At 52.3% G+C, this 18,830-nt stretch carries 15 protein-coding genes and 2 pseudogenes; 8 read left to right on the forward strand and 9 right to left on the reverse strand.

Going from position 1 to position 18,830, the window contains the following annotated elements; all coding sequences use genetic code 11:
* Positions 1–8 precede the first annotated feature (8 nt).
* Entirely contained in the window at positions 9–3,092 is a 3,084-nt protein-coding gene (locus J3348_RS00340) for a glycoside hydrolase family 2 TIM barrel-domain containing protein (protein ID WP_207698029.1), read from the reverse strand.
* Between the two features lie 114 nt (positions 3,093–3,206).
* The gene (locus tag J3348_RS00345) at positions 3,207–4,577 is read right to left on the reverse strand and encodes a glycoside-pentoside-hexuronide (GPH):cation symporter (RefSeq protein ID WP_044953639.1); all 1,371 of its coding nucleotides are present in this window, start codon (positions 4,575–4,577) and stop codon (positions 3,207–3,209) included.
* Between the two features lie 249 nt (positions 4,578–4,826).
* On the opposite strand from J3348_RS00345, the gene J3348_RS00350 reads away from it, so the two are divergent.
* The 3 genes and pseudogenes from J3348_RS00350 (at position 4,827) to J3348_RS00355 (ending at position 6,095) form a co-directional block, all read left to right on the forward strand.
* On the forward strand, positions 4,827–5,690 hold the full coding sequence (locus J3348_RS00350; RefSeq protein ID WP_207698030.1) for an AraC family transcriptional regulator: 864 nt from the start codon (positions 4,827–4,829) through the stop codon (positions 5,688–5,690).
* Positions 5,691–5,697: 7 nt separating this feature from the next.
* A pseudogene (locus J3348_RS14440) lies at positions 5,698–5,820 on the forward strand (Tat pathway signal sequence); the annotation flags it as partial.
* Positions 5,821–5,846: 26 nt separating this feature from the next.
* Positions 5,847–6,095, forward strand: coding sequence for a hypothetical protein (locus tag J3348_RS00355; RefSeq protein WP_055192190.1), 249 nt, complete (start codon positions 5,847–5,849; stop codon positions 6,093–6,095).
* Positions 6,096–6,234: 139 nt separating this feature from the next.
* Here the strand turns inward: J3348_RS00355 and J3348_RS00360 are convergent, their stop codons facing one another.
* The 7 genes and pseudogenes from J3348_RS00360 to J3348_RS00390 form a co-directional block, all read right to left on the reverse strand.
* Positions 6,235–7,143 (reverse strand): DUF4300 family protein, encoded by a 909-nt coding sequence (locus tag J3348_RS00360; protein ID WP_242702814.1) that lies wholly within the window; start codon positions 7,141–7,143, stop codon positions 6,235–6,237.
* Positions 7,144–7,490: 347 nt separating this feature from the next.
* Positions 7,491–7,766 (reverse strand): annotated as a pseudogene (locus J3348_RS00365) (relaxase); the annotation flags it as partial.
* 40 nt (positions 7,767–7,806) lie between these two features.
* Entirely contained in the window at positions 7,807–8,742 is a 936-nt protein-coding gene (locus J3348_RS00370; RefSeq protein ID WP_207698031.1) for a hypothetical protein, read from the reverse strand.
* 21 nt (positions 8,743–8,763) lie between these two features.
* Positions 8,764–9,486: an AAA family ATPase gene (locus tag J3348_RS00375; protein WP_005921747.1), complete on the reverse strand. Its 723-nt coding sequence runs from the start codon at positions 9,484–9,486 to the stop codon at positions 8,764–8,766.
* 34 nt (positions 9,487–9,520) lie between these two features.
* A complete protein-coding gene (locus J3348_RS00380; RefSeq protein ID WP_005921746.1) occupies positions 9,521–9,907 on the reverse strand; it encodes a DUF2500 domain-containing protein in 387 nt (128 codons plus the stop codon).
* A gap of 1 nt (position 9,908) precedes the next feature.
* Positions 9,909–10,256, reverse strand: coding sequence for a DUF6054 family protein (locus J3348_RS00385; RefSeq protein ID WP_005921745.1), 348 nt, complete (start codon positions 10,254–10,256; stop codon positions 9,909–9,911).
* Positions 10,257–10,429: 173 nt separating this feature from the next.
* A complete protein-coding gene (locus J3348_RS00390; protein WP_207698032.1) occupies positions 10,430–10,600 on the reverse strand; it encodes a transposon-transfer assisting family protein in 171 nt (56 codons plus the stop codon).
* Here J3348_RS00390 and J3348_RS00395 point away from each other — a divergent pair.
* From J3348_RS00395 to J3348_RS00415, 5 genes are all read left to right on the forward strand, one after another.
* Entirely contained in the window at positions 10,599–10,814 is a 216-nt protein-coding gene (locus tag J3348_RS00395) for a hypothetical protein (RefSeq protein WP_173015221.1), read from the forward strand. The genes J3348_RS00390 and J3348_RS00395 overlap by 2 nt on opposite strands.
* 252 nt (positions 10,815–11,066) lie before the next feature.
* Entirely contained in the window at positions 11,067–12,854 is a 1,788-nt protein-coding gene (locus tag J3348_RS00400; RefSeq protein WP_207698033.1) for an extracellular solute-binding protein, read from the forward strand.
* 25 nt (positions 12,855–12,879) lie between these two features.
* A complete protein-coding gene (locus J3348_RS00405; protein WP_207698034.1) occupies positions 12,880–15,186 on the forward strand; it encodes an ATP-binding protein in 2,307 nt (768 codons plus the stop codon).
* A 210-nt stretch (positions 15,187–15,396) separates the two neighbouring features.
* Positions 15,397–16,224 carry a transporter substrate-binding domain-containing protein gene (locus J3348_RS00410; protein ID WP_154255723.1) on the forward strand — a complete coding sequence of 276 codons (828 nt, stop codon included), beginning with the start codon at positions 15,397–15,399 and terminating at the stop codon, positions 16,222–16,224.
* A complete protein-coding gene (locus J3348_RS00415; protein ID WP_207698035.1) occupies positions 16,214–18,790 on the forward strand; it encodes a response regulator in 2,577 nt (858 codons plus the stop codon). Before J3348_RS00410 ends, J3348_RS00415 begins: the two co-directional genes overlap by 11 nt.
* The last annotated feature ends 40 nt before the right edge of the window (positions 18,791–18,830 follow it).

The following is an 18,830-nucleotide window of genomic DNA, read 5'->3' on the forward strand; positions in this document are numbered from 1 at the left end:
GGCAATCATCAGATGCCACGGAACGTAAAGGTGAACTCCACAGGCTTGGTCACATCAGGAATATACTCCGGGTGGACATTGGCGCCCCAGCTGTCATCGCCGCCAACGCCCATCTGCTCGCCCATAGCACGGATGACCGTGTAATGGACCGGGGGCAGCTCGTAGGGATGCTTGGCACTCTCCATTTCATGGGGAGTGTAGGGCAGCGCAGAGAAGAACATGGGCTTTGCGGCATCTGCGGTAAACAGCAGCCCGCGACCCTTGCGGTCCACTACCTTTGCCCAGCGCACAGCGGTCTTTGCACCGCACTCCTGCGGCACAAGGTACTGTGCCATGTTGTCTGCGACCTTGTTCTGGTAAATGCCCAGCTTTGCACCATGCTGACGATCCCAGTAGGTCTCCGCAGGGCCGTTTCCGTACCACTCCACCGTGTCGTAGTCAGCGTCGATCTTGAACAGTACGCCGAACTCCGGCATTGCTGCAAGTCCTTCCACCGGGTCATAGTGCAGGGTGGTCTGGATGCGGCCATCACCGAACACACGGTACTGTAAGCTGCACTCTGCTGCGGGGCTGGTCTGGAGGTTATAGAGATAGGTCACGACCACGCTGTCGGTTTCCACCTCGCAGGTGGGGTTCTGGAGGATGGTGCCGCCATGAACAGACGGAATCTCCTTGCCGACACCCTTGGCGGTAGCGTACAGGCTTGCCAGCTTCCACTGACCGCGAACGCCGCCCATGTTGTTGCCGCAGTCGTTGTCGGTGGGAGCGCGCCAGAAGTTGGGACGGGGAATCTCCTGAATCATCTCCTTGCCGGCATAGCGGTAGGAAGTCAGGCCGCCGTTCAGATCGGAGAACAAAACATCGAAATTTTCACCCCGGACACCGATGTTGTGGGTGCCGTGCATGACGGTAAACGGCGTGACCTTCTTGCTGGGAATGGAACGAACCACAGCGATCACACCCTGTCCAAAGGCGACTTCGTGGCCTTTCTTTGCCCAGCTGGTGTCCTCCTTCAAACGGAAGCTGATGGTCACTGCATATTCACCGGGGAGCGCAGGAACCACAAACGGCAGCGGGAAGCTGGAACGCTCTTCGGGAGCAACATCAATATTGGTCAGTTTCTGCTGCTGATACAGCTTTCCATCACGATGCAGCAGAGCAACGCAGTCGAAAGCATCCGTAGAGGTGAACAGGTTCTTATTCCAGACTTCGAAGCCAGAGTTGTCGATGGAAATGGCGATGTTCTGATAGCAGAACTTGACCTCCTGCATCTTGGGAGAAGGAGCACGGTCACCACCGTAGGCAATGCCGTTTCCGCTGAAATTATAGTCGGTAGGACGCTCACCGAAGTCGCCGCCGTAGGCTTGGAACCACTTGCCGTAGCGGTCTTTTTTCCAGATGGACTGGTCGATATAATCCCAGATAAAGCCGCCCTGATAGCCGCAGTTCTTCTGGTCGGCAAGTTCCGTGTACTTGTGCAAAGCACCGTTGGAGTTGCCCATAGCATGAGAATATTCGCACTCGATATAAGGCCGCTTATCGCCCTGTGCCAGATACTCTTTAATGTCCTTCACAGTGCTGTACATATGGCTCTCGATATCGGTGGTTTCGAGGAAGCGGGGATCATTGACCACACCTTCGTAATGCACCAGACGGGTGTCATCAAAGCGGCGGACCATCTCTGCCATCTGGAGCAGGGTCTCACCACCAAACGATTCGTTGCCCAGAGACCAGATCAGAACAGCAGGATGGTTTTTGTCACGCTGGTAAGTGGAATTCATACGGTCAAACAAGACAGCTTTCCACTCCGGCTTATCATTGGGCAAAACGCCCTCGATGCCGCGAATGCCAGCCTGATGAATATCCCATGTGCCATGGGATTCCAGATTGTTCTCTGCAATCAGATACAGACCATACTCGTCGCACAGGTCGTACAGTGCATCCTGATTCTGGTAATGGCTGGTACGGATGGCATTGATGTTGTTCTGCTTCATGGTGATGATATCCCGAAGCAGTTCCTCATGGGTGTGTACGCCCGCAGCACGACCCGTAATGGAGCTGAACTCATGACGGTTGGCACCCTTGAACACGATGCGCTTGCCGTTGAGCAGCATCCGATTGTTCTTCAACTCGAACTTGCGGAAACCGATTTTCTGCCCGGTCACCTCTACCAGATGGCCTGCATCGTCCAGCAGCTCGATTTCCAGTTCATACAGAGCCGGGTCCTCTGCACTCCACAGGTGGGGGTTCTCCACCGCATGGCTGAACAGAGCAGAACCGCCGTTCAGTGCGATTTCTTCGGAGAACACTTCCAGCTCACTGCGGCGCAGGGTCAGACGGGCCGCGCCCTTTCCCTCCACCTGCAATGCAACTTCCAGCGTGGAATGAGTAAAATCATCCCCGGCAAACAGCGCTTTGACGGATACATCTTCCAGATGCACGGTGGGGATGGCGTACAGCCACACGCTGCGGAAGATGCCGGAGAAGCGGAAGAAGTCCTGATCTTCGCACCAGCTGGAGGAAGTCCACTTGAACACCTGCACAGCAAGTTTGTTCACGCCCGGCTGGAGATAGGGAGTCAGATCGAATGCGTGTGCGGAGAAGCTGTCCTCGGTGTAACCCACATAAGACCCGTTCAGCCAAAGAGCCATGCCGCTTTCCACACCCTCGAACTCGATGTGGACGGGCTTGCCCTGCATGGATTCCGGCAGCTCGAAGTATTTTACATAGCTTGCCACCGGATTGAACCGCTGCGGGATCTCACCCGGCTGTACTTCTTCACGGCCATCCCACGGATACTGAATATTCGCGTACTGGGGAATGTCGTAGCCCTCCATCTGGATGTGTGCCGGAACATGAATGTCATCCCAGCCGCTGCAATCGTAATCCGTCTTTTCAAAGCCGGGGATGGCACTGGTGTAGTTCTTTGCGTAGGCGAATTTCCAGATACCGTCCAGCTTCAGCGCCAAAGAAGAGGAGCCTGTCCGATATTCTTCGCGGGAAGCGTAAGTACGGAAACTTGCATGAGCATTCAGCACGTTTTCCTTGAAAAAGGTGGGGTCTTTTACTTTTGCAAAATCAAATGCAGCCATAGTATTTCCTCATTTACCTTTTATAATTTTATAATATTTCTCCAGCCTCCCCGGAGGAATCGCTGGATTCCTCCGGGGAACAGCAGATGAAGGAGAAATGATAATGGCTTGTTATCAGACTGCTTCACGCAGTTTTTCATTTGCTTCTTCAACTTTCAGATGAGACAGAATGAAGGTGATGATGGCATCCAGAGCAAACGGGATCACCAGATACATGATCTTCAGCATATTGATGCAGGAATCAGGCTGAACGGTCAGAGCGCTGTCAAAATGGCTTGCTGCCAGCAGCCAGCCGGTGATAGCGGTGCCAAGGCCGCCGCCAAGTTTTACGCCCAGAGAAGTGCAGGAGTACATCGTTCCGTCCACACGCTTGTGCTTCGTCAGCCAAGTGTACTCAGAGCAGGCTGCGATCACGGCGTTCATGTCGCCCTGCCAAGGACCCTGACCCAGAGCTGCGATTGCAGTAAAGAGCAGCATCAAAGTCACATTGCCGCTGCCCATGTAACCAGCTACAGCAACCAGTGCACGAGAAATCGTTGCCAGAGTATAGCTCATTACATTCAGCTTATACATTCCATTCCACTTTGCAACCAAGGTCGGGGTGAACACCAGTGCGATGATCAGAGGAATGTTGATTGCCCAAGAGAATACACCGAACAGATTCTGGTTGCCAAGGATGTAGGTTGCATAGTAGGTGCCCATGCTGATCATGGCACCGTAGATCTGCTGCAAAATGTAGGTGACGCAAATCATCATATAATATTTGTTACCAGCAAGCAGCTTTGCAGCCTGAACCAGATTGTACTTTTCGTCCTGCTCGATTTCCTTTTTGTTGGTGGTATCCACCAATTCGCCTTCCGGCAGTTCCTTCACGGAGAAAACGGAGAGGGTGTTGACAAGCAGACCGATGATGGCGTAGATGATTGCAACAGTGCGCCAACCGGCAGCACCACCGCCCAATGCCGTAACAGCACCCAGCGTGATGGACTGGATGAGCAGGCTGGTGGCAAAGGCGAACATGAAACGCCAAGAACCCATCTCGACCTGTTCGGCACTGTTCTTCGTGACGAGAGCAGTCAGTGCAGAGTAAGCAATGTTGTTGGCAGTGTAGAATACAGCGTTCAGCAGAGTATATGCGATCAGGAACCATGCGTACTGTGCAAACTGTCCCAGATTGGTCGGGATGGCGAAAATTGCCACCAGCGTAATGGCACAGCCAATGTAGCCGTACAGCATCCAAGGACGGGCTTTGCCCATCTTAGAATGCGTTTTGTCAATCAAAGAACCAAAGAAAATGTCCGTCACACCGTCCAGCAGTTTGGAAACTGCAATCAGAGTGCCGACAATACCGGGGTTCAGGCCAACGGTGTTGGTCAGATAGATCATGACGAAGGAGGACAGGAATGCATACACCACGTTGCCTGCAATATCGCCTGAACCATAGCCGACTTTATTATACCACTTTAGATAACGTTTTTCAGTCATTGTGCTTTCTCCCATCTTGCTTGTTTTGTGTGGGCGCGACCAATCTGCTGCGCACTTCAGACTGGAATTCTCATTACGCAAGTTGCCCAAATCTCTTGCGTTCCGTCTGAAAATATTATAGAATCTAATGGAACGAAAAGATATAGACAAGATGGAACAGAATATGCACAAAATCAAAGAGTTTGTAATTTTTTGATAGAACATTTACCAAATCGCTGTAAAATCTCTGAAGATGAGGAGGACGCAGGGATGTATTTCAACTCAGGATATTTGAACAACTCCCGTTTGGATTTCAAAGACTACTCAAAGCCGCTGGTCGTAGGCAGCTGCGGCACTTATCGCTTGAAAAAACGCCCTAAGCTACCTACTTTTTGGGCAAAGGGTCGCAGAGACTATCAAATCCTCTATGTGGCATCTGGTAAAGCACACTTCTGGTTCGATGGTGTCGAGGAAGTGGTGACTTCTGGACACATGGTGCTTTATCAGCCGAAAGAAATCCAGAAGTATGTCTACTATGTAGAAGATCATCCAGAGGTGTTCTGGATTCACTTTACAGGATACGATGTCAAAAACATCCTGAACTATCACGGAATACCCTTGGACAAGCACGTTTTTTACAGCGGCACACTGCCGGATTACAAAATGCTGTTCCGAAAGATCATCCGGGAACTGCAACAATGTGAATATGGCTATGAAGACTATATTGCTTCTCTCTTCAACATCATTCTGCTTTTAGTAAGCAGGCAACAGCAGGAAAGCGAGAAAACAACTACAAGCATCCCGGAAGAAATCGAAACCGCCGTTGCCTACTTTAACGAGAACTATAACACAAAGGTCAGTGTGGACGATTACGCAGAATCGCTGCATATCAGTACGAACTGGTTTATCCGTAATTTTAAGCTGTACATGAAAATAAGCCCTGCACAATACATCCTGTCCCTTCGGATGGTAAATGCACAAAGCTTATTGGAGAACACCGAATACAATATTGGAGAAATTGCAGAGATCGTAGGGTATGATAACCCACTCTATTTTAGCCGGGTATTCAAGAAAGAGTATGGTGTCAGTCCGGCACAGTACCGAAAGAATCTGGAAGAATCTACTGAAAAATGAGAAAGATTCCTTGATTCAGAAGTTCCTGCCTGTTGAGATGTACCTGACATATCAAGTTGACGGCGAACCGTTGGAACAGCTCCCGAATGGATACAGCGACCATTATGTGCCGGATGGCTTTGTACGAGATTAGAGTGTATACAAGGAGGTCTCTTTATGTTGGAGCATTTTTTCAAATCGCTAGTTGCAACAGTTTCTGACCCTTACCAATGCAATCGCATCACGGATGCGTTGGCGGCAGCTGGAATTAAATTCTATTGCAAATCCAAAGATGTCAATCGGCATAACACATTTGACCAAGCGAGAATTGGAACTCTCGGCATAAAACCGAGGTATGTCACAGAGGTGTTTGTGGACAAAGAAAATGCTGATATGGCTCTGCACATTATACATACTCTGTCATAAGCCCGGAGTTCCCCTGCGAACAAAATATTCCGATATAAAAAGGACGCTGCCGCCTCTGGGTAAGAGGTTGCAGCGTCTTTTTGGTATCAGAGGGCGAATGATCTGTCAGATTGGACGGCTCCCAACGAATGCGATGCTTTTAGCTTGCGTCTTTCTGTTCGTCAAGAATGCGCCAGCCGTCCATCAGGTCTGAATTTTCCATAATAAAGGTGTGGGCGGTATCCTGTCCCCACGAGTTGTCGTATTTCAGCATCAGATAATCGCTCAACTCGGTCCGATTTTTGAACTTCAACAAGCGATACGGCTCCTGAAAAGCGACCTTTTCGACAAAATATACCGCATCCGATGTGGGAAGCATAACACCGACATGACCGATCATAAGAGAATTGTCCGTTTCAGAGAACTGATCGTGTAGGACTACGGAGACAAGACGAATCTTATCATCTTCTACGAAGGAGAGACCGCGTTTCTTCCATTCCTGCTGAATCGTTTTCAAATGGGTAGGAATATCGGTCGTATTGGTGGTTTTAACCGGGGCGAACAGCGCATCAAACTTTTGCCGTTCGTCGCCGCAAAGGGATTCCGGGTCAGAATCCAGTGTTTCATAGTCCATAAACAGGGTGTCCTCGGCTGAGTCAAGGTCTGCCTTGCCCGTGACAGTGATAAAATCACCAAACAGCCCACAAGCGGTAATCCGACAGTTCCAGCCGGGGAAGGTGTCATATTTTTCCGTCCATGCGTCCTGCATGGAGTAAGGATCGTATTTCAGATCCGAAGGCTTGGCATTTTCAAACCCTGTGGTGAGCCATGCCGGGTCCACAGCATTGTTGAACTTTTGCACATGATCAAAGAAGGTCTGTATCCGTAGGTCGGATACGCCGGCATCCTGCAAAAGTTTGGAAAGAAGAGCTTGTGTATCCGAATCTGCCAAATTGGAGTATTCAATTTGCTGAAGGACGGGCTGAGAGGTTTTTTGAGTGCAGCCCACTGCCAGAAACGCACTGCAAAAAAGTGCAGCGGTGCAAACAAGAAAAGTTCGACGTTTCAAAAATGGTCACCTCGTTGTGTTTTTCGGAAAGTTTCTTTGAGTGCCGGAGTCTCCACCATAAGCGAAGAGAGCAACGCCGTTGGTCTCGTAACGAATGGTATCACAGATAAACAAAGAAAATCAATGACTTCTGTCGTATTTGACCATATATAATGTTGCAGTATCCATATCCCATACGGCTAACGCCCATTTGGGAAAAGACAATGCGGCAGTTTTCTGAACGATTTTCTTCATGTCGGACACAACAGGAGTATACCCAAGTTGAAATAAGAATTTTCCGTTTTTTCCGAATGGAAGGTTCAAATCGCTTTCCAGATAGACGGAGGATACCAACTTGCGAAGCGCGGCACGGCGATTTCGGCCAACCTCGTTTCCGCCGCCTTGATGGAATCGCCCATGGCATGATAGCGTTCCGTCGCCGCCGTTGCTCGTTCCCGCAGTTCGTCGGCACTGCTGATCTTCTGCTCCTTGCCCTTCGCCGCCGTGTGCTTGCCACGCTTCACCTCGTAGCCCTGCTGTATCAGCTTTTGAAGAAAAACTTCAAAGTCCTTCGGCTGCTCTGCAAGGATGGTGTCGATGATTCCGCACAGGCGGTCACGGTTGCTTTCTCTCGGCGGGTAAACGATCGAGTTGCGCCGAGCACACAAAGTAATCTCTCCAACCCTACAGCTCAGTTTCCACCGCAAGCTGCTCCTGCTTTTCTTTTTCGTCAGCGATTTGGACATCAACATCTTCGCGCATCTTTTTCAGAAGTGCAAGGACTCGCTTGATTTGATCCTTGGTGTTTTCCACCCTGCTCTGTGCCTGATTGATGTGATCCAGAACCGCCCAGTCTGCAAAGAGACCGTCAAAGAAGAAATCTGCAAATTTCAGAAAGCTGTCCACCGTAACCTGAAGGTCTGCGGTGATCTCAACGTCGGCAAGCTCAGTTTTGAACCGCCGCAGTTCCACTTGAAGCTGTTCCACCTGCTCCTGTGCATTGTCCAGTTCCTCATACTTGGCAAGATCAGCCATCAAACCGCCGCCCATTACGTCCCATGTACTCCAGCCCTCGGCATTATCCAGCGTTTCCAGAACTTCATTGACCGTGTGCAAGGCGGTCTTTCCGGCGTTGATGGCTTCCAGCAGCTCCCGCTTTTGGACTTTCAGTGCGGCAATGCGGCTTTCGCTTTCCACAATCTGCTGTGCGGCAGGGTGGGCAGAGACTTTGATGCTTTTGATTTTTTCGGAAAGAGCAGCTTGATACTGCCTTTCGCAATCGGACAGCCGTGCCAGTCTATTTTGAATCTGCTTCAAGTCGGCATCAACGGAAGAAAGATCATGGAGAGCCGCATCGTACTTGACGCGGGCTGCATAGGCTTCCTGCCGTTCTTTGTCCAGCTTTTCATCCATTTTTCCAATCACTTGATAGAAAAATGCGGCAAGGCTGTGTCCCTCCAGACGGTCCACATCAGCCTGCTCTGCCAGCTTGGATTTTTCCAGCTTTTTCAGGCAATCAGCAAGCGTATCTCTCTGGGCGGTCAGTTCTTTCTGTTTTGCTTCGCAGCTTTTCTTTTCAGCGACCTGCTGCCAAAGCTCTTTCAACGTAGAATCACTCATATGGAATGTCCTTTCCCGGCATTACGTTTCTTCGTTCAGAAGCTGGTTCAAAAAATGCTGCCGATTATTTACAAATGTTTTGGTGATAACGTAGCTGTCCGTATCTTCATACTGACAAGGATGAATCGTGCCATTGTCGAAGCTAAAAATCTCAGCATCAGGCATTCCGAGGAGAATGGGTGAATGTGATACGATAATGAATTGCGCCCCTTCTTGGGCACACCGATAAATGTTGATCAGTAACGTGAGCTGCCGCTGCGGGGATAAAGCGGCTTCCGGCTCGTCAAAAATATAGACTCCATCTGCACCCATGTAGTCCTGCGCAATGGCGAGGAAACTTTCACCGTGTGATTTTTGGTGATAGCCTTTGGAGGGATGATCGTCATCGGAATAGTCGATTTCCTTGGTGGCTACATTATAGAAACTCTCTGCTCGGAGAAAATACCCGAACTTTGGTCTGCGATACCCCTTGGAAATCGTCATAGCCTCACATAGTTCCGAATGGGAGTTGTATGTGGAAAATGAATAGTTCTTCGTTCCACCCTCTGCGTTGAAGCCGTAAGCAACAGCGATTGCTTCCAGAAGCGTAGATTTTCCACTTCCATTTTCGCCAACAAAGAACGTAATGGGCTTATGGAATGTAAAAGTGTCGATTCCACTGATGGCAGGAATCTGACGAACATAATTGTATGGGCGAACTCTGTTCCAGTCGATGGTCAGCCCTTGGATAAACAAATCGTTCATACAGCACTCCTTACTATATAGTGTAGGAGAACACTTAGTTCCGCTCAAACCCAAGATAGCGGGTGCCCTGAAAACTCAGCTTTCCGATGTCGCCCTGCACGAGCAGACCATAATCGCTTCCGTCCACTTCAAATTCCATCCGGTCGCCGCTCTCCACCTGAAAAGTCACATAGTACGATGTAAATGTGCTAGTGTCGTATCCGTGCGCACCGGACATATCTCCGGCATTGGCACTGCTGGAATGCGAAACATCGGTGCGCTTTGCTACCACTGTTGCCGGAACGGTAAGCCGCGGCGAGTGGTTGTTTTTGTTCCATGTGCGGAGATTTGAAATTAGAGCAAAGAAAAACATTCCAATAAAAAGCAGGAACAGGATTGGGAAAATGAAGCTGAATATAGCGTCAAACCATCCAAAAAACATTTTACTCCTCCAAAATTTCTTCCAGCAGGTCCTTTACATCGTCCAGAAAAGATTCTTCTCCGAGGGTGTTCACCTTGAAGAACACCGCTTGACTGCCGCCCGCTGTAATTGCAGACAGCCGAATCGGGCTATCTCCATTCTGGAACATGGTCAGTGTCAGACTCAAGCGGTTGCCGCCCATCATGCTGTACCGTTCAAACACACGGACACTGCACCGGGCATCGCCCTCTTTGAAATCACTGCCTGCCTCTAAATCTGCCGACCAACTGCTGTCCGGGATTTCATTTTCCAGCTTCCGAAGCAGTTTGTCAAAATTCTTGTTTCGGATGGTCTTTTCAAAGATTGCCATAATGGTTCCTCCGTTCTGACAATTAAAAATCGGTCCCTTATTTTTGATACGAGCAGAGCCACAGGAAAATTGCGGAGAAATCGCTTGAAGAGAGGAATTTTGTCTGATTTGATTATAGCATATCTTTTGGAAGAACAAAATACTTTATGTACGCCGCCCGCAGGCGGCAAAAGTCAGTCCAGTGGAAATTCCAGCTCGGCAAACTCTGCATCGGTCAGCAGTTTCAGCTTTTCGATAACCACCACCGATAGTTCCCGCAGAGCGGTCTCGTCCGGCATCAGGTAGCACTGCATGAGCCGCAGTTCGTGAATGAGCCCCAGCCGGGTGCCGGTGTTGTAGAACATGGAGATAATGCTCAGTCATCTCGGTGTCGGCATGGCCTACATTGCCTCCATGGGCTGGATCTTGTTTATGCAGAAAAAGGGCCTTTGGCAGCAGCTGATCCACGCAGCCGCCGGATGTGAAAAGCTCTTCTTCACACTGGGTGGTTTAGTGTTGATGATGAGCCTGCACATTTTTTCCATTCATGCTAACCATCTACGATTATTTCCTCAATAGGATGTTTTGCATTTTATGCCATGCAAAAGGCAGAATCAGATATAAAAAGTACTTTCGTATGTAAAAGCCTTCAAAAACAACTTGAAACACTTTTGTTGCAATGGTACAATAATAATGTTATTTTATGGAAGCTCGGCGCAAAGCCCATGCGGACAGGCTGCGGGTGTGTGGATTCCTATGGGATGTGTAAGAATAGCTAGGGCAGCACTGCGCTACTGCACTTTCCGATAATGTGAGGGAGGTATAATTTATATGATGAAAAAGATCTCCCGCCGCTCTTTTTTGCAGGTCTGCGGCATTACGGCAGCCACGGCGGCGTTGACTGCCTGCGGCGGCGGTAAGACCGAAACGGCTAAAAAAGACGATGTGCACGAAGCCATCACCTTTATGGCACCTTATAAGGAGATAGAAGCCTTTATTGAGCAGGTACACAGCGTTTACCCGGAAGTGAACATCGAGGTCGTGCCCTACAGCGGCGATAACACCACCACCTGTTTGCAGAATATGTTTGCGGCGGGCGACCTGCCGGACGTCTGCACCTTGACCTACTACGACCCCCGGATCGATCTGGTCTCCGACAAACTGCTGGACCTTTCCGGCTACGATTTTACGGATAACTATGTGGAGTCCCGTCTGCAGGACGTGTTCGACAACGGTGCCATCTACCTGCTGCCCTCGACCTACAACTGCTACGGCATCACCTACAACAAGACCCTGCTGAAAAAATACGGCTGGGAGCTGCCCAATTCTTTCGCTGAGCTGGAAGAACTGGCTGCAAAGGCCAAGAAAGCAGAGGTCGATCTCTGTCTGCCGCAGATCCAGTATCCGGGCTATGGTTTCCAGTATCTGTGCAACATTGCGGACGCCGATTTCCTCGGCACACTGGACGGCAGGCTGTGGCAGCGGGATTATCTGTCCGGTAAGGCGAATGTCAGCAATACCCCCGGCATGATGCGGGCGATGGCCTATGTCCAGAAGTGGAAGGACATCGGGATGCTGAACGACACCGGCGATGCTCTTGACGACAATGTGACCCGGCAGAGGATGACCGAGGGCAACACCCTGTTTCTGATGGGCGGCACCAACGGCATCGTGGAGGCAGACGGCAACGCCGATAAATACGGGCTGATGCCGTTTCTCTCGGAGGACGGCACCCAGAACGTTTTTGTGCTGAATGTGAACCGCTTCTACGGTCTGAATAAAAAGCTGGAGCAGGACCCCCAGAAGCTGGAAGATGCGCTCAAGGTGATGCGTGTGCTTTCCACCGTTGCAGGCACCAGCGCTCTGCAGCCCGCAACGGCGCTGAAAAGCAGTCTGCTGCCCTTCAAGGACGCAAAAGCGGACGGCACCTACTATGCCGACATCGCCGATGCCCTGAATGCAGGCAACACCGCGCCCTTTATCTATTCCGGCTGGGAAAACACCATCGTGACCACTGGCCTTAAAATGCTGGACTTCATGAAGGGCAATGCCACCATGGAAGATGTGATCCGTCAGCTGGACGAGGATCAGGATAGTGTGGTGAACAACACCCCGGATACCATCACTACCGTTACGGAGGAGCTTTCGCAGGAGGACTGCGCCATGCTGGTGGGCCGCTGCTTTGCACAGGCTACCGGCAGCGACCTTGCGCTGGTGTCGCTGAGCACATGGATCCCCGGCAACCCCACCGATCAGAACCATCACGGCGTAGCGGCCAAGCTGTATGCCAAGGGCATTACGGATTACGACCTTTCGGTGATCCTGCCCACCGGCTGGAACCGCACCATCCAGACCGTTACTCTGACCGGGCAGCAGATCAACGACCTGCTGGCCACGGGCTACGATGCCTACGGCAACGGCAAGGGCTACCCCTATGTGCTGGTGAGCCCGGTGCAGCCGGATGCGGGCAAGACCTATCAGGTTGCCATCTGCGGTGTGAGCGACCAGTTGGCTGCGGAGACCACGGTCACAGACAGCGGCGTGGTGGGCATGGATGCCGCAAAAGCCTTCTTTGGTGCATACACCACCATCAGCCGGGCAGACACTGCATGGAGCTGAACAGAACGGACAGGAGATACCGGATGTGAACAACAACCTATATAAAAAGCTGCTTTGGGGCACCGGCTTTGTCATTGTTGCGGTCATCCTGACCCTTTTTATCATGAGCCAGACCTACATCCAGAACCTTGTCTACCATGAGCGGCTGAACCAGATGGAAGAGGTCACCCACCAGATGTTCCGCAGTCTGGAGGATGTCATCGACACCCATTGGGACGATGTGAATGTACAATGCAATTATTTGTACTGCACTCCGTTAAAGACCGATACCGAGTTCTATCGCTATCTGCAAAAGCTGTCGGAGCTTTCCAATTACCATGAAAGACAGATCGAACTGATTGCCGTGGACTCTGCCGGACATTACTATACTGAGAATGGCCGCATGGGGCTGCTGCGGGAAATGAACTATCTGGAAGACTCTCCGCAGCGGATTAGCTATGTTTCCAACTCCCTGACTGTGGACGACTCCCGGATGGTGTTTCTGGAACAGCTCTCCACCCCCATCACACTGCAAAGCGGAGAGAAAGAGATCACCCTGCGCTACTTTGGCATTTCGCAGAGCATGACCCAGCTGAACGATTATTTCCGCTGTGATGCCTATGAAAATAACAACAGTGTCTATGTGCTGGACGACAACGGTTTCAAGCTGTTCAACGCCAATGATACCGAGCTGTTGAAGGGGCATAACGTATACACCGTGCTCTCCCGGATGTCCTATTTGCACGGTTCTTCCTTTGCGGTGGCAAAGGAGCGGCTTGACCGTACAGGCTCCTGCTATTCCAACGCCGTGCTGGACGGGACCGAGTATTTCTACGCCCTGAAGCAGATGGAAAACGCCCAGTGGACGCTGGCGTTCCTTGTTCCGGCAAAATATGTGGCCGTGAATACGCAGAAGCTGGTCAGCATCGTCATGATCATCATCATCGTCATTGCAATGGTGTTCTCGGTCATAACAGTTTTTGTCGGTTGGTCTCTCCTGCGGCAAAAGCAGCAGCAGGAGCTGCAGGCAGAAAAAGAAGCGAACCTCCGTCTGGAGCAATACAACATCCATCTGACGCAGGTAAACGATGAGCTGCGTCAAGCACAGGACATTGCCGCAGAGGCGTTACAGTCCGCCGAGCGCGCCAGCAAGGCCAAGACGGACTTCCTTGCCAACATGAGCCACGATATCCGCACCCCCATGAACGCCATCATCGGCATTACCACTCTGATGAAAAACGAGCTGCACCAGCCGGAAAAGCTGGCCGAACATCTGGACAAGCTGGAAAATTCCGGCCAGTTGCTGCTGGGCATCATAAACGATATTCTGGACATGAGCCGCATCGAGAGCGGCAAGACCACCCTGAATGTGGAAAAAATGAATCTGCCCCAGCAGATCAGCCAGCTGGACAGCATCATCCGCCAGCAGGCAGGCCAGCGCCGCCAGACCTTTACGGTAAACACCCACCTGCAGCACGAAAACGTGCTGGCAGACCCCAACCGTCTGAATCGGGTGCTGATGAACATCCTCTCCAACGCAGTCAAGTATACGCCCACCGGCGGGCATATCCGGTTTGAGGTGGACGAGCTGCCCCGAAACGAGCACTACGCCCGATACCGCTTTGTGGTGCAGGATGACGGCATTGGCATGAGCGAGGCCTACCAGAAGACCCTTTTTGACCCCTTTACCCGCGAGGAGCGCTCCGGCACCAACAAGGTGCAGGGCACCGGCCTTGGTATGGCCATCACCAAGAACATTGTTGACCTGATGGGCGGCTCTATCAATGTGGAGAGTACCACCGGCAAGGGCACTCGCTTTGAGGTGGTGCTGGAATTTCCCGTTGATGCTGAAGCAGATACGGTGCCAGAGGCACAGGTGCTCCCGGAGGAAGAGGAAGAAACTTCTCCTCTGTCCGGCATGAAGTTCCTCTGCGCCGAGGATAACGCCATCAACGCCGAAATTCTGGAAATGCTGCTGGAAGCCAATGGTGCAAGCTGCACCATCTGCTCCAACGGTCAGGAAATCGTGGATGCCTTTGCCAGCGTAAAGCCCGGCGAGTACGACATGATCCTGATGGATGTGCAGATGCCGGTGATGGACGGCTTGGAAGCCACCCGCCGCATCCGCAGCGGCGAAAACCCGCTGGGCAGGATCATTCCCATCCTTGCCATGACCGCCAATGCCTTCCTTGAGGATATGCAGAAGAGCAGGGAAGCCGGCATGGACGAGCACCTGTCCAAACCTGTGGATATTGCTGCGCTGGAGCAGACGGTAAAACGCTTCCGTGTTATTCCCCCGAAAATAAATAGCGGACAAGCGCGTTTCCGCAGAGGAAGCACACAAACGATGTGAATGATGCAGGAGAAGATTAGAACGTGAATACACTTTCCGAGATCGAGGAGTATTACAAAGCGCGTGAGCAGCAGCTGTTGGAAAAACTTCATCAACAGGAAGCCGCTCTTGCCGCAATGCCTGACGGATATCCAAGCTGCCCTGAAAGAAGAATTACAGCAGCACAACTGAGCTGCGGATGCAATCAAAACAGGAGTATAAAAAGCCCGAATGAAACACAGAATCTCACGCCGTGCATTCCTGAATGGATGCACGCTGCTGGCGGCAGCTGCTGCCGTAAGCAGTCTGACTTCCTGCGGAGAAAAGGAAGCGAAAGACAGCGGTCTTGCACAAATCGTTGTGGGAAGCGACAGCTATCCACCTTATATCTATCTGAATAATGACGGTGTTCCCACCGGGATCGATGTGGAGATCGCCACCGAGGCGTTCCGCCGCATGGGGTATGCTGCCCGGTTTGAAACGATCAACTGGGAGCAGAAAACAAATCTTGTGGAAAGCGGCGCCATCGACTGTATCTGGGGCTGCTTTTCCATGGATGGACGCGAAGAGGTATACCGCTGGGCGGGGCCTTACATGGTGAGCCGTCAGGTGGTTGCGGTGGATGCCCACAGCAGCATCCGATCCCTCAGCGACCTTGCCGGCAAGACCGTCGCCGTGCAGAGCACCGGCAAGCCGGAGGAGATCTTTCTCAGCGGCTCCGACCCGCGCATCCCGCAGACGGTGGAGGTGCTCAGCATCGAAAACCGCAGTGTGCAGTACGCAATGCTGGCCTGCGGCTATGTGGACGGCATCGCCGCCCACGAGACAGGCATCCTGCAATATATGAAGGACAATGCCATAGACTTCCGCATTTTGGAGGAACCGCTGCTGGTCACCGGGCTGGGCATCGCCTTTGCCAAGAACGACACCCGCGGGCTGGACAGCCAGCTGACCGATACCCTTGCGCAGATGCGCGCGGATGGCACGCTGGAGCGGATCATTGGCCGATACCTTGAAAATGCTTCGCAGTATCTGGAGGTGGACATAATTGGCGCGTAAAAACAGAACCACCCCGGATAAAAGGATATGGACAGCCTATCTGATCATCGGCGTGCTCTTGATGGCCGGTGTTGCTTTTTTCTCCAGCTGGCGGGCAATGCGCACAGCAGAGGAACGCTTTTGCCAGACCCTTGAGTTTGTCAAATCCCAGTCCACCAGCTTTGAAAAGCACAACGATACCATCACGGCAAAGGCACTCCGCCGCACGGCGGTCGCAGTCCATCAGCTGGCAGAGAATCCTGCGCTTGACCTCTCCGACCCGCAGTGCCTGAACAGGCAGACAGAAAAGCTCTGGCTCACCGGCATTTCGGTTCTGGGACCGGATGGCACGCTCCGGTGCGAGTCCACGACCAACGGCATCGGCTATGACCGGTTTGGCGACCAGCTGAAAAATGACGCTGTTCTGGACGTTTTATCTTACCCGCGAAAGACCTATGTGAAGCGCGTCCTGCTGGAAGATGGCTCTGCTGTGGATGTTGCGGCACACCGGGCAGAAAGCACAGAGCTGCTCCTGCTTGCCTACCGGTACACCCCGGCGGAATTTGTGGAGGAAACGGCGCTGTCCATCCAGAGCATACTGGATGGCTACCCGGCAGAAACCAGCGGCACGCTGTTCATCGTGCAGAACAATCAGGTCGTTGCCGCAAACCGCCCGGAGCTGATTGGGCAGGATGTTGCAGGCAGTCCGCTGGCGCAGGGAATCCGCAAAGCCGGGGCCGCAGAGAAGCTGACCCATACCCGGGACTGGAACGGCTCCGGCTGCTATTTCGGGATGTTCTGCCATGGCAGATCCTTCGATCTCTATGCGTACACGGATGAAAAAATAATCTTTCGGGAGTCGCTTTTGCTGATCCTGACGGTACTGGTCAGCTACATCCTGCTTGTAATGATCCTTCAGCTGCTGCGCCGCCGCTCCGTGCAGGAGATGGAGCTGCAGAAAAAAGAGCAGGAGAGGAAGTACCAGACCCAGCTGGAGGAACAGAACCGCAAGCTGGAGATTGCGCTTCAGCACGAAGGGGCGGCAAACCGCGCCAAGCGGGAGTTCCTGTTCAATATGAGCCACGATATCCGCACCCCCATGAACGCCATCATCGGCTTCACCTCGCTGGCTGTGACCCATATCGACAATAGGGAACAGGTGCTGGACTACCTCAAAAAGATCTCCACCTCCAGCCAGCATCTGCTTTCCCTCATCAATGATGTGCTGGATATGAGCCGCATCGAGAGCGGAAAGGTGAAGATCGAGGAAAAAGCGGTGCATCTGCCAGACCTCGTCCACGATGTGCGCTCCATCATTCAGCCCAATGTTTCGGCAAAGCGGCTGTCGCTTTTTATTGATACCATGGATGTGGAAAACGAGGATATCATCACCGACCCGCTGCGGCTGAACCAGATCCTGCTGAACATTTTGTCCAATGCCATCAAGTTCACTCCCACAGGCGGCATGATCAGCATTCGCATTGCTGAGAAAAACGGTGCGCCTGCGGGCCGGGCCTGCTATGAGTTCCGCATCAAGGACAACGGCATCGGCATGAGCGAGGAATTCCAGAAGCACATCTTTGAGGAGTTCGCCCGTGAGGAAAACTCCACCGTCAGCGGCATTCAGGGGACCGGCCTCGGCATGTCCATCACCAAGAACATTGTGGACCTGATGGGCGGCACCATCGCCATTGAGAGCGAGCCGGGCAAGGGCAGCGAGTTTATCGTGAATCTCTGCTTTGCGCTCAGCGGACAAAAGGTGGAGCTCAGGCAGCTCCCGCAGCTGGAAGGGCTGCGGGCACTGGTGGCGGACGACGATACCGACACCTGCCTGAGCGTCAGCACCATGCTGTCCAAGATCGGGATGCGGCCGGAGTGGACGATCTCCGGCAGGGAAGCGGTGATCCGCACCCGGTATGCCATGGAGCAGGGGGATGAATTCAGCGTTTACATCATCGACTGGCTGATCCCCGATATGAACGGCATCGAGATCGTGCGGCAGATCCGCAAGGTGATTGGAAAAAGCCGCCCCATCATCATCCTGACCGCCTACGACTGGGCCGATATTGAAGAGGAAGCCCGCGCTGCCGGTGTTACCGCCTTCTGCGAAAAGCCGCTGTTCCTCTCGGAGCTGCGCAGAGTGCTGGCAGAGCCGTTCGGTGCAGAGCCTGCCTGCAGGCCGGTGCAGCTGAATGCGGAGGCCTTCAAAGGGAAAAAGATCCTGCTGGTGGAGGACAACGAGCTGAACCGTGAGATCGCAGTGGAGATCCTGAAGGAAGCGGGCTTTGAGGTGGAATCTGCCGAGGATGGCGAGATCGCCGTCCGGAAGATGAAGCAGGCGGCAGACGGACAGTATGACCTGATCCTCATGGACATCCAGATGCCCAACATGGACGGCTACGAGGCAACGCGGCAGATTCGTGCGCTGCCGGATGCCGCAAAGGCTGGCATCCCCATCTTTGCAATGACGGCAAATGCCTTTGAGGAAGACCGTCAGAACGCACTGAAGGCCGGTATGAACGGCCATATTGCAAAGCCGCTGGATATTCCACACCTGCTGCAGGTCCTTGCAGATGTACTGAAATAAACAGCGCCCAAAAGCAAAAGCACCCACAGCAAGCGCCACA

The organism is Faecalibacterium sp. Marseille-Q4896 (assembly GCF_017377615.1).
Taxonomy (GTDB): Bacteria; Bacillota; Clostridia; order Oscillospirales; family Ruminococcaceae; genus Faecalibacterium; species Faecalibacterium taiwanense.

What these genes read in the sequence shown, in the direction of transcription:
- J3348_RS00400 (WP_207698033.1), top strand. Translation starts at nt 11,067, where the DNA reads ATGATGAAAAAGATCTCCCGCCGCTCTTTTTTGCAGGTCTGCGGCATT.
- J3348_RS00345 (WP_044953639.1), bottom strand. Translation starts at nt 4,577, where the DNA reads ATGACTGAAAAACGTTATCTAAAGTGGTATAATAAAGTCGGCTATGGT.
- J3348_RS00380 (WP_005921746.1), bottom strand. Translation starts at nt 9,907, where the DNA reads ATGTTTTTTGGATGGTTTGACGCTATATTCAGCTTCATTTTCCCAATC.
- J3348_RS00390 (WP_207698032.1), bottom strand. Translation starts at nt 10,600, where the DNA reads ATGTTCTACAACACCGGCACCCGGCTGGGGCTCATTCACGAACTGCGG.
- J3348_RS00410 (WP_154255723.1), top strand. Translation starts at nt 15,397, where the DNA reads ATGAAACACAGAATCTCACGCCGTGCATTCCTGAATGGATGCACGCTG.
- J3348_RS00395 (WP_173015221.1), top strand. Translation starts at nt 10,599, where the DNA reads ATGGAGATAATGCTCAGTCATCTCGGTGTCGGCATGGCCTACATTGCC.
- J3348_RS00370 (WP_207698031.1), bottom strand. Translation starts at nt 8,742, where the DNA reads ATGAGTGATTCTACGTTGAAAGAGCTTTGGCAGCAGGTCGCTGAAAAG.
- J3348_RS00385 (WP_005921745.1), bottom strand. Translation starts at nt 10,256, where the DNA reads ATGGCAATCTTTGAAAAGACCATCCGAAACAAGAATTTTGACAAACTG.
- J3348_RS00340 (WP_207698029.1), bottom strand. Translation starts at nt 3,092, where the DNA reads ATGGCTGCATTTGATTTTGCAAAAGTAAAAGACCCCACCTTTTTCAAG.
- J3348_RS00355 (WP_055192190.1), top strand. Translation starts at nt 5,847, where the DNA reads ATGTTGGAGCATTTTTTCAAATCGCTAGTTGCAACAGTTTCTGACCCT.
- J3348_RS00350 (WP_207698030.1), top strand. Translation starts at nt 4,827, where the DNA reads ATGTATTTCAACTCAGGATATTTGAACAACTCCCGTTTGGATTTCAAA.
- J3348_RS00375 (WP_005921747.1), bottom strand. Translation starts at nt 9,486, where the DNA reads ATGAACGATTTGTTTATCCAAGGGCTGACCATCGACTGGAACAGAGTT.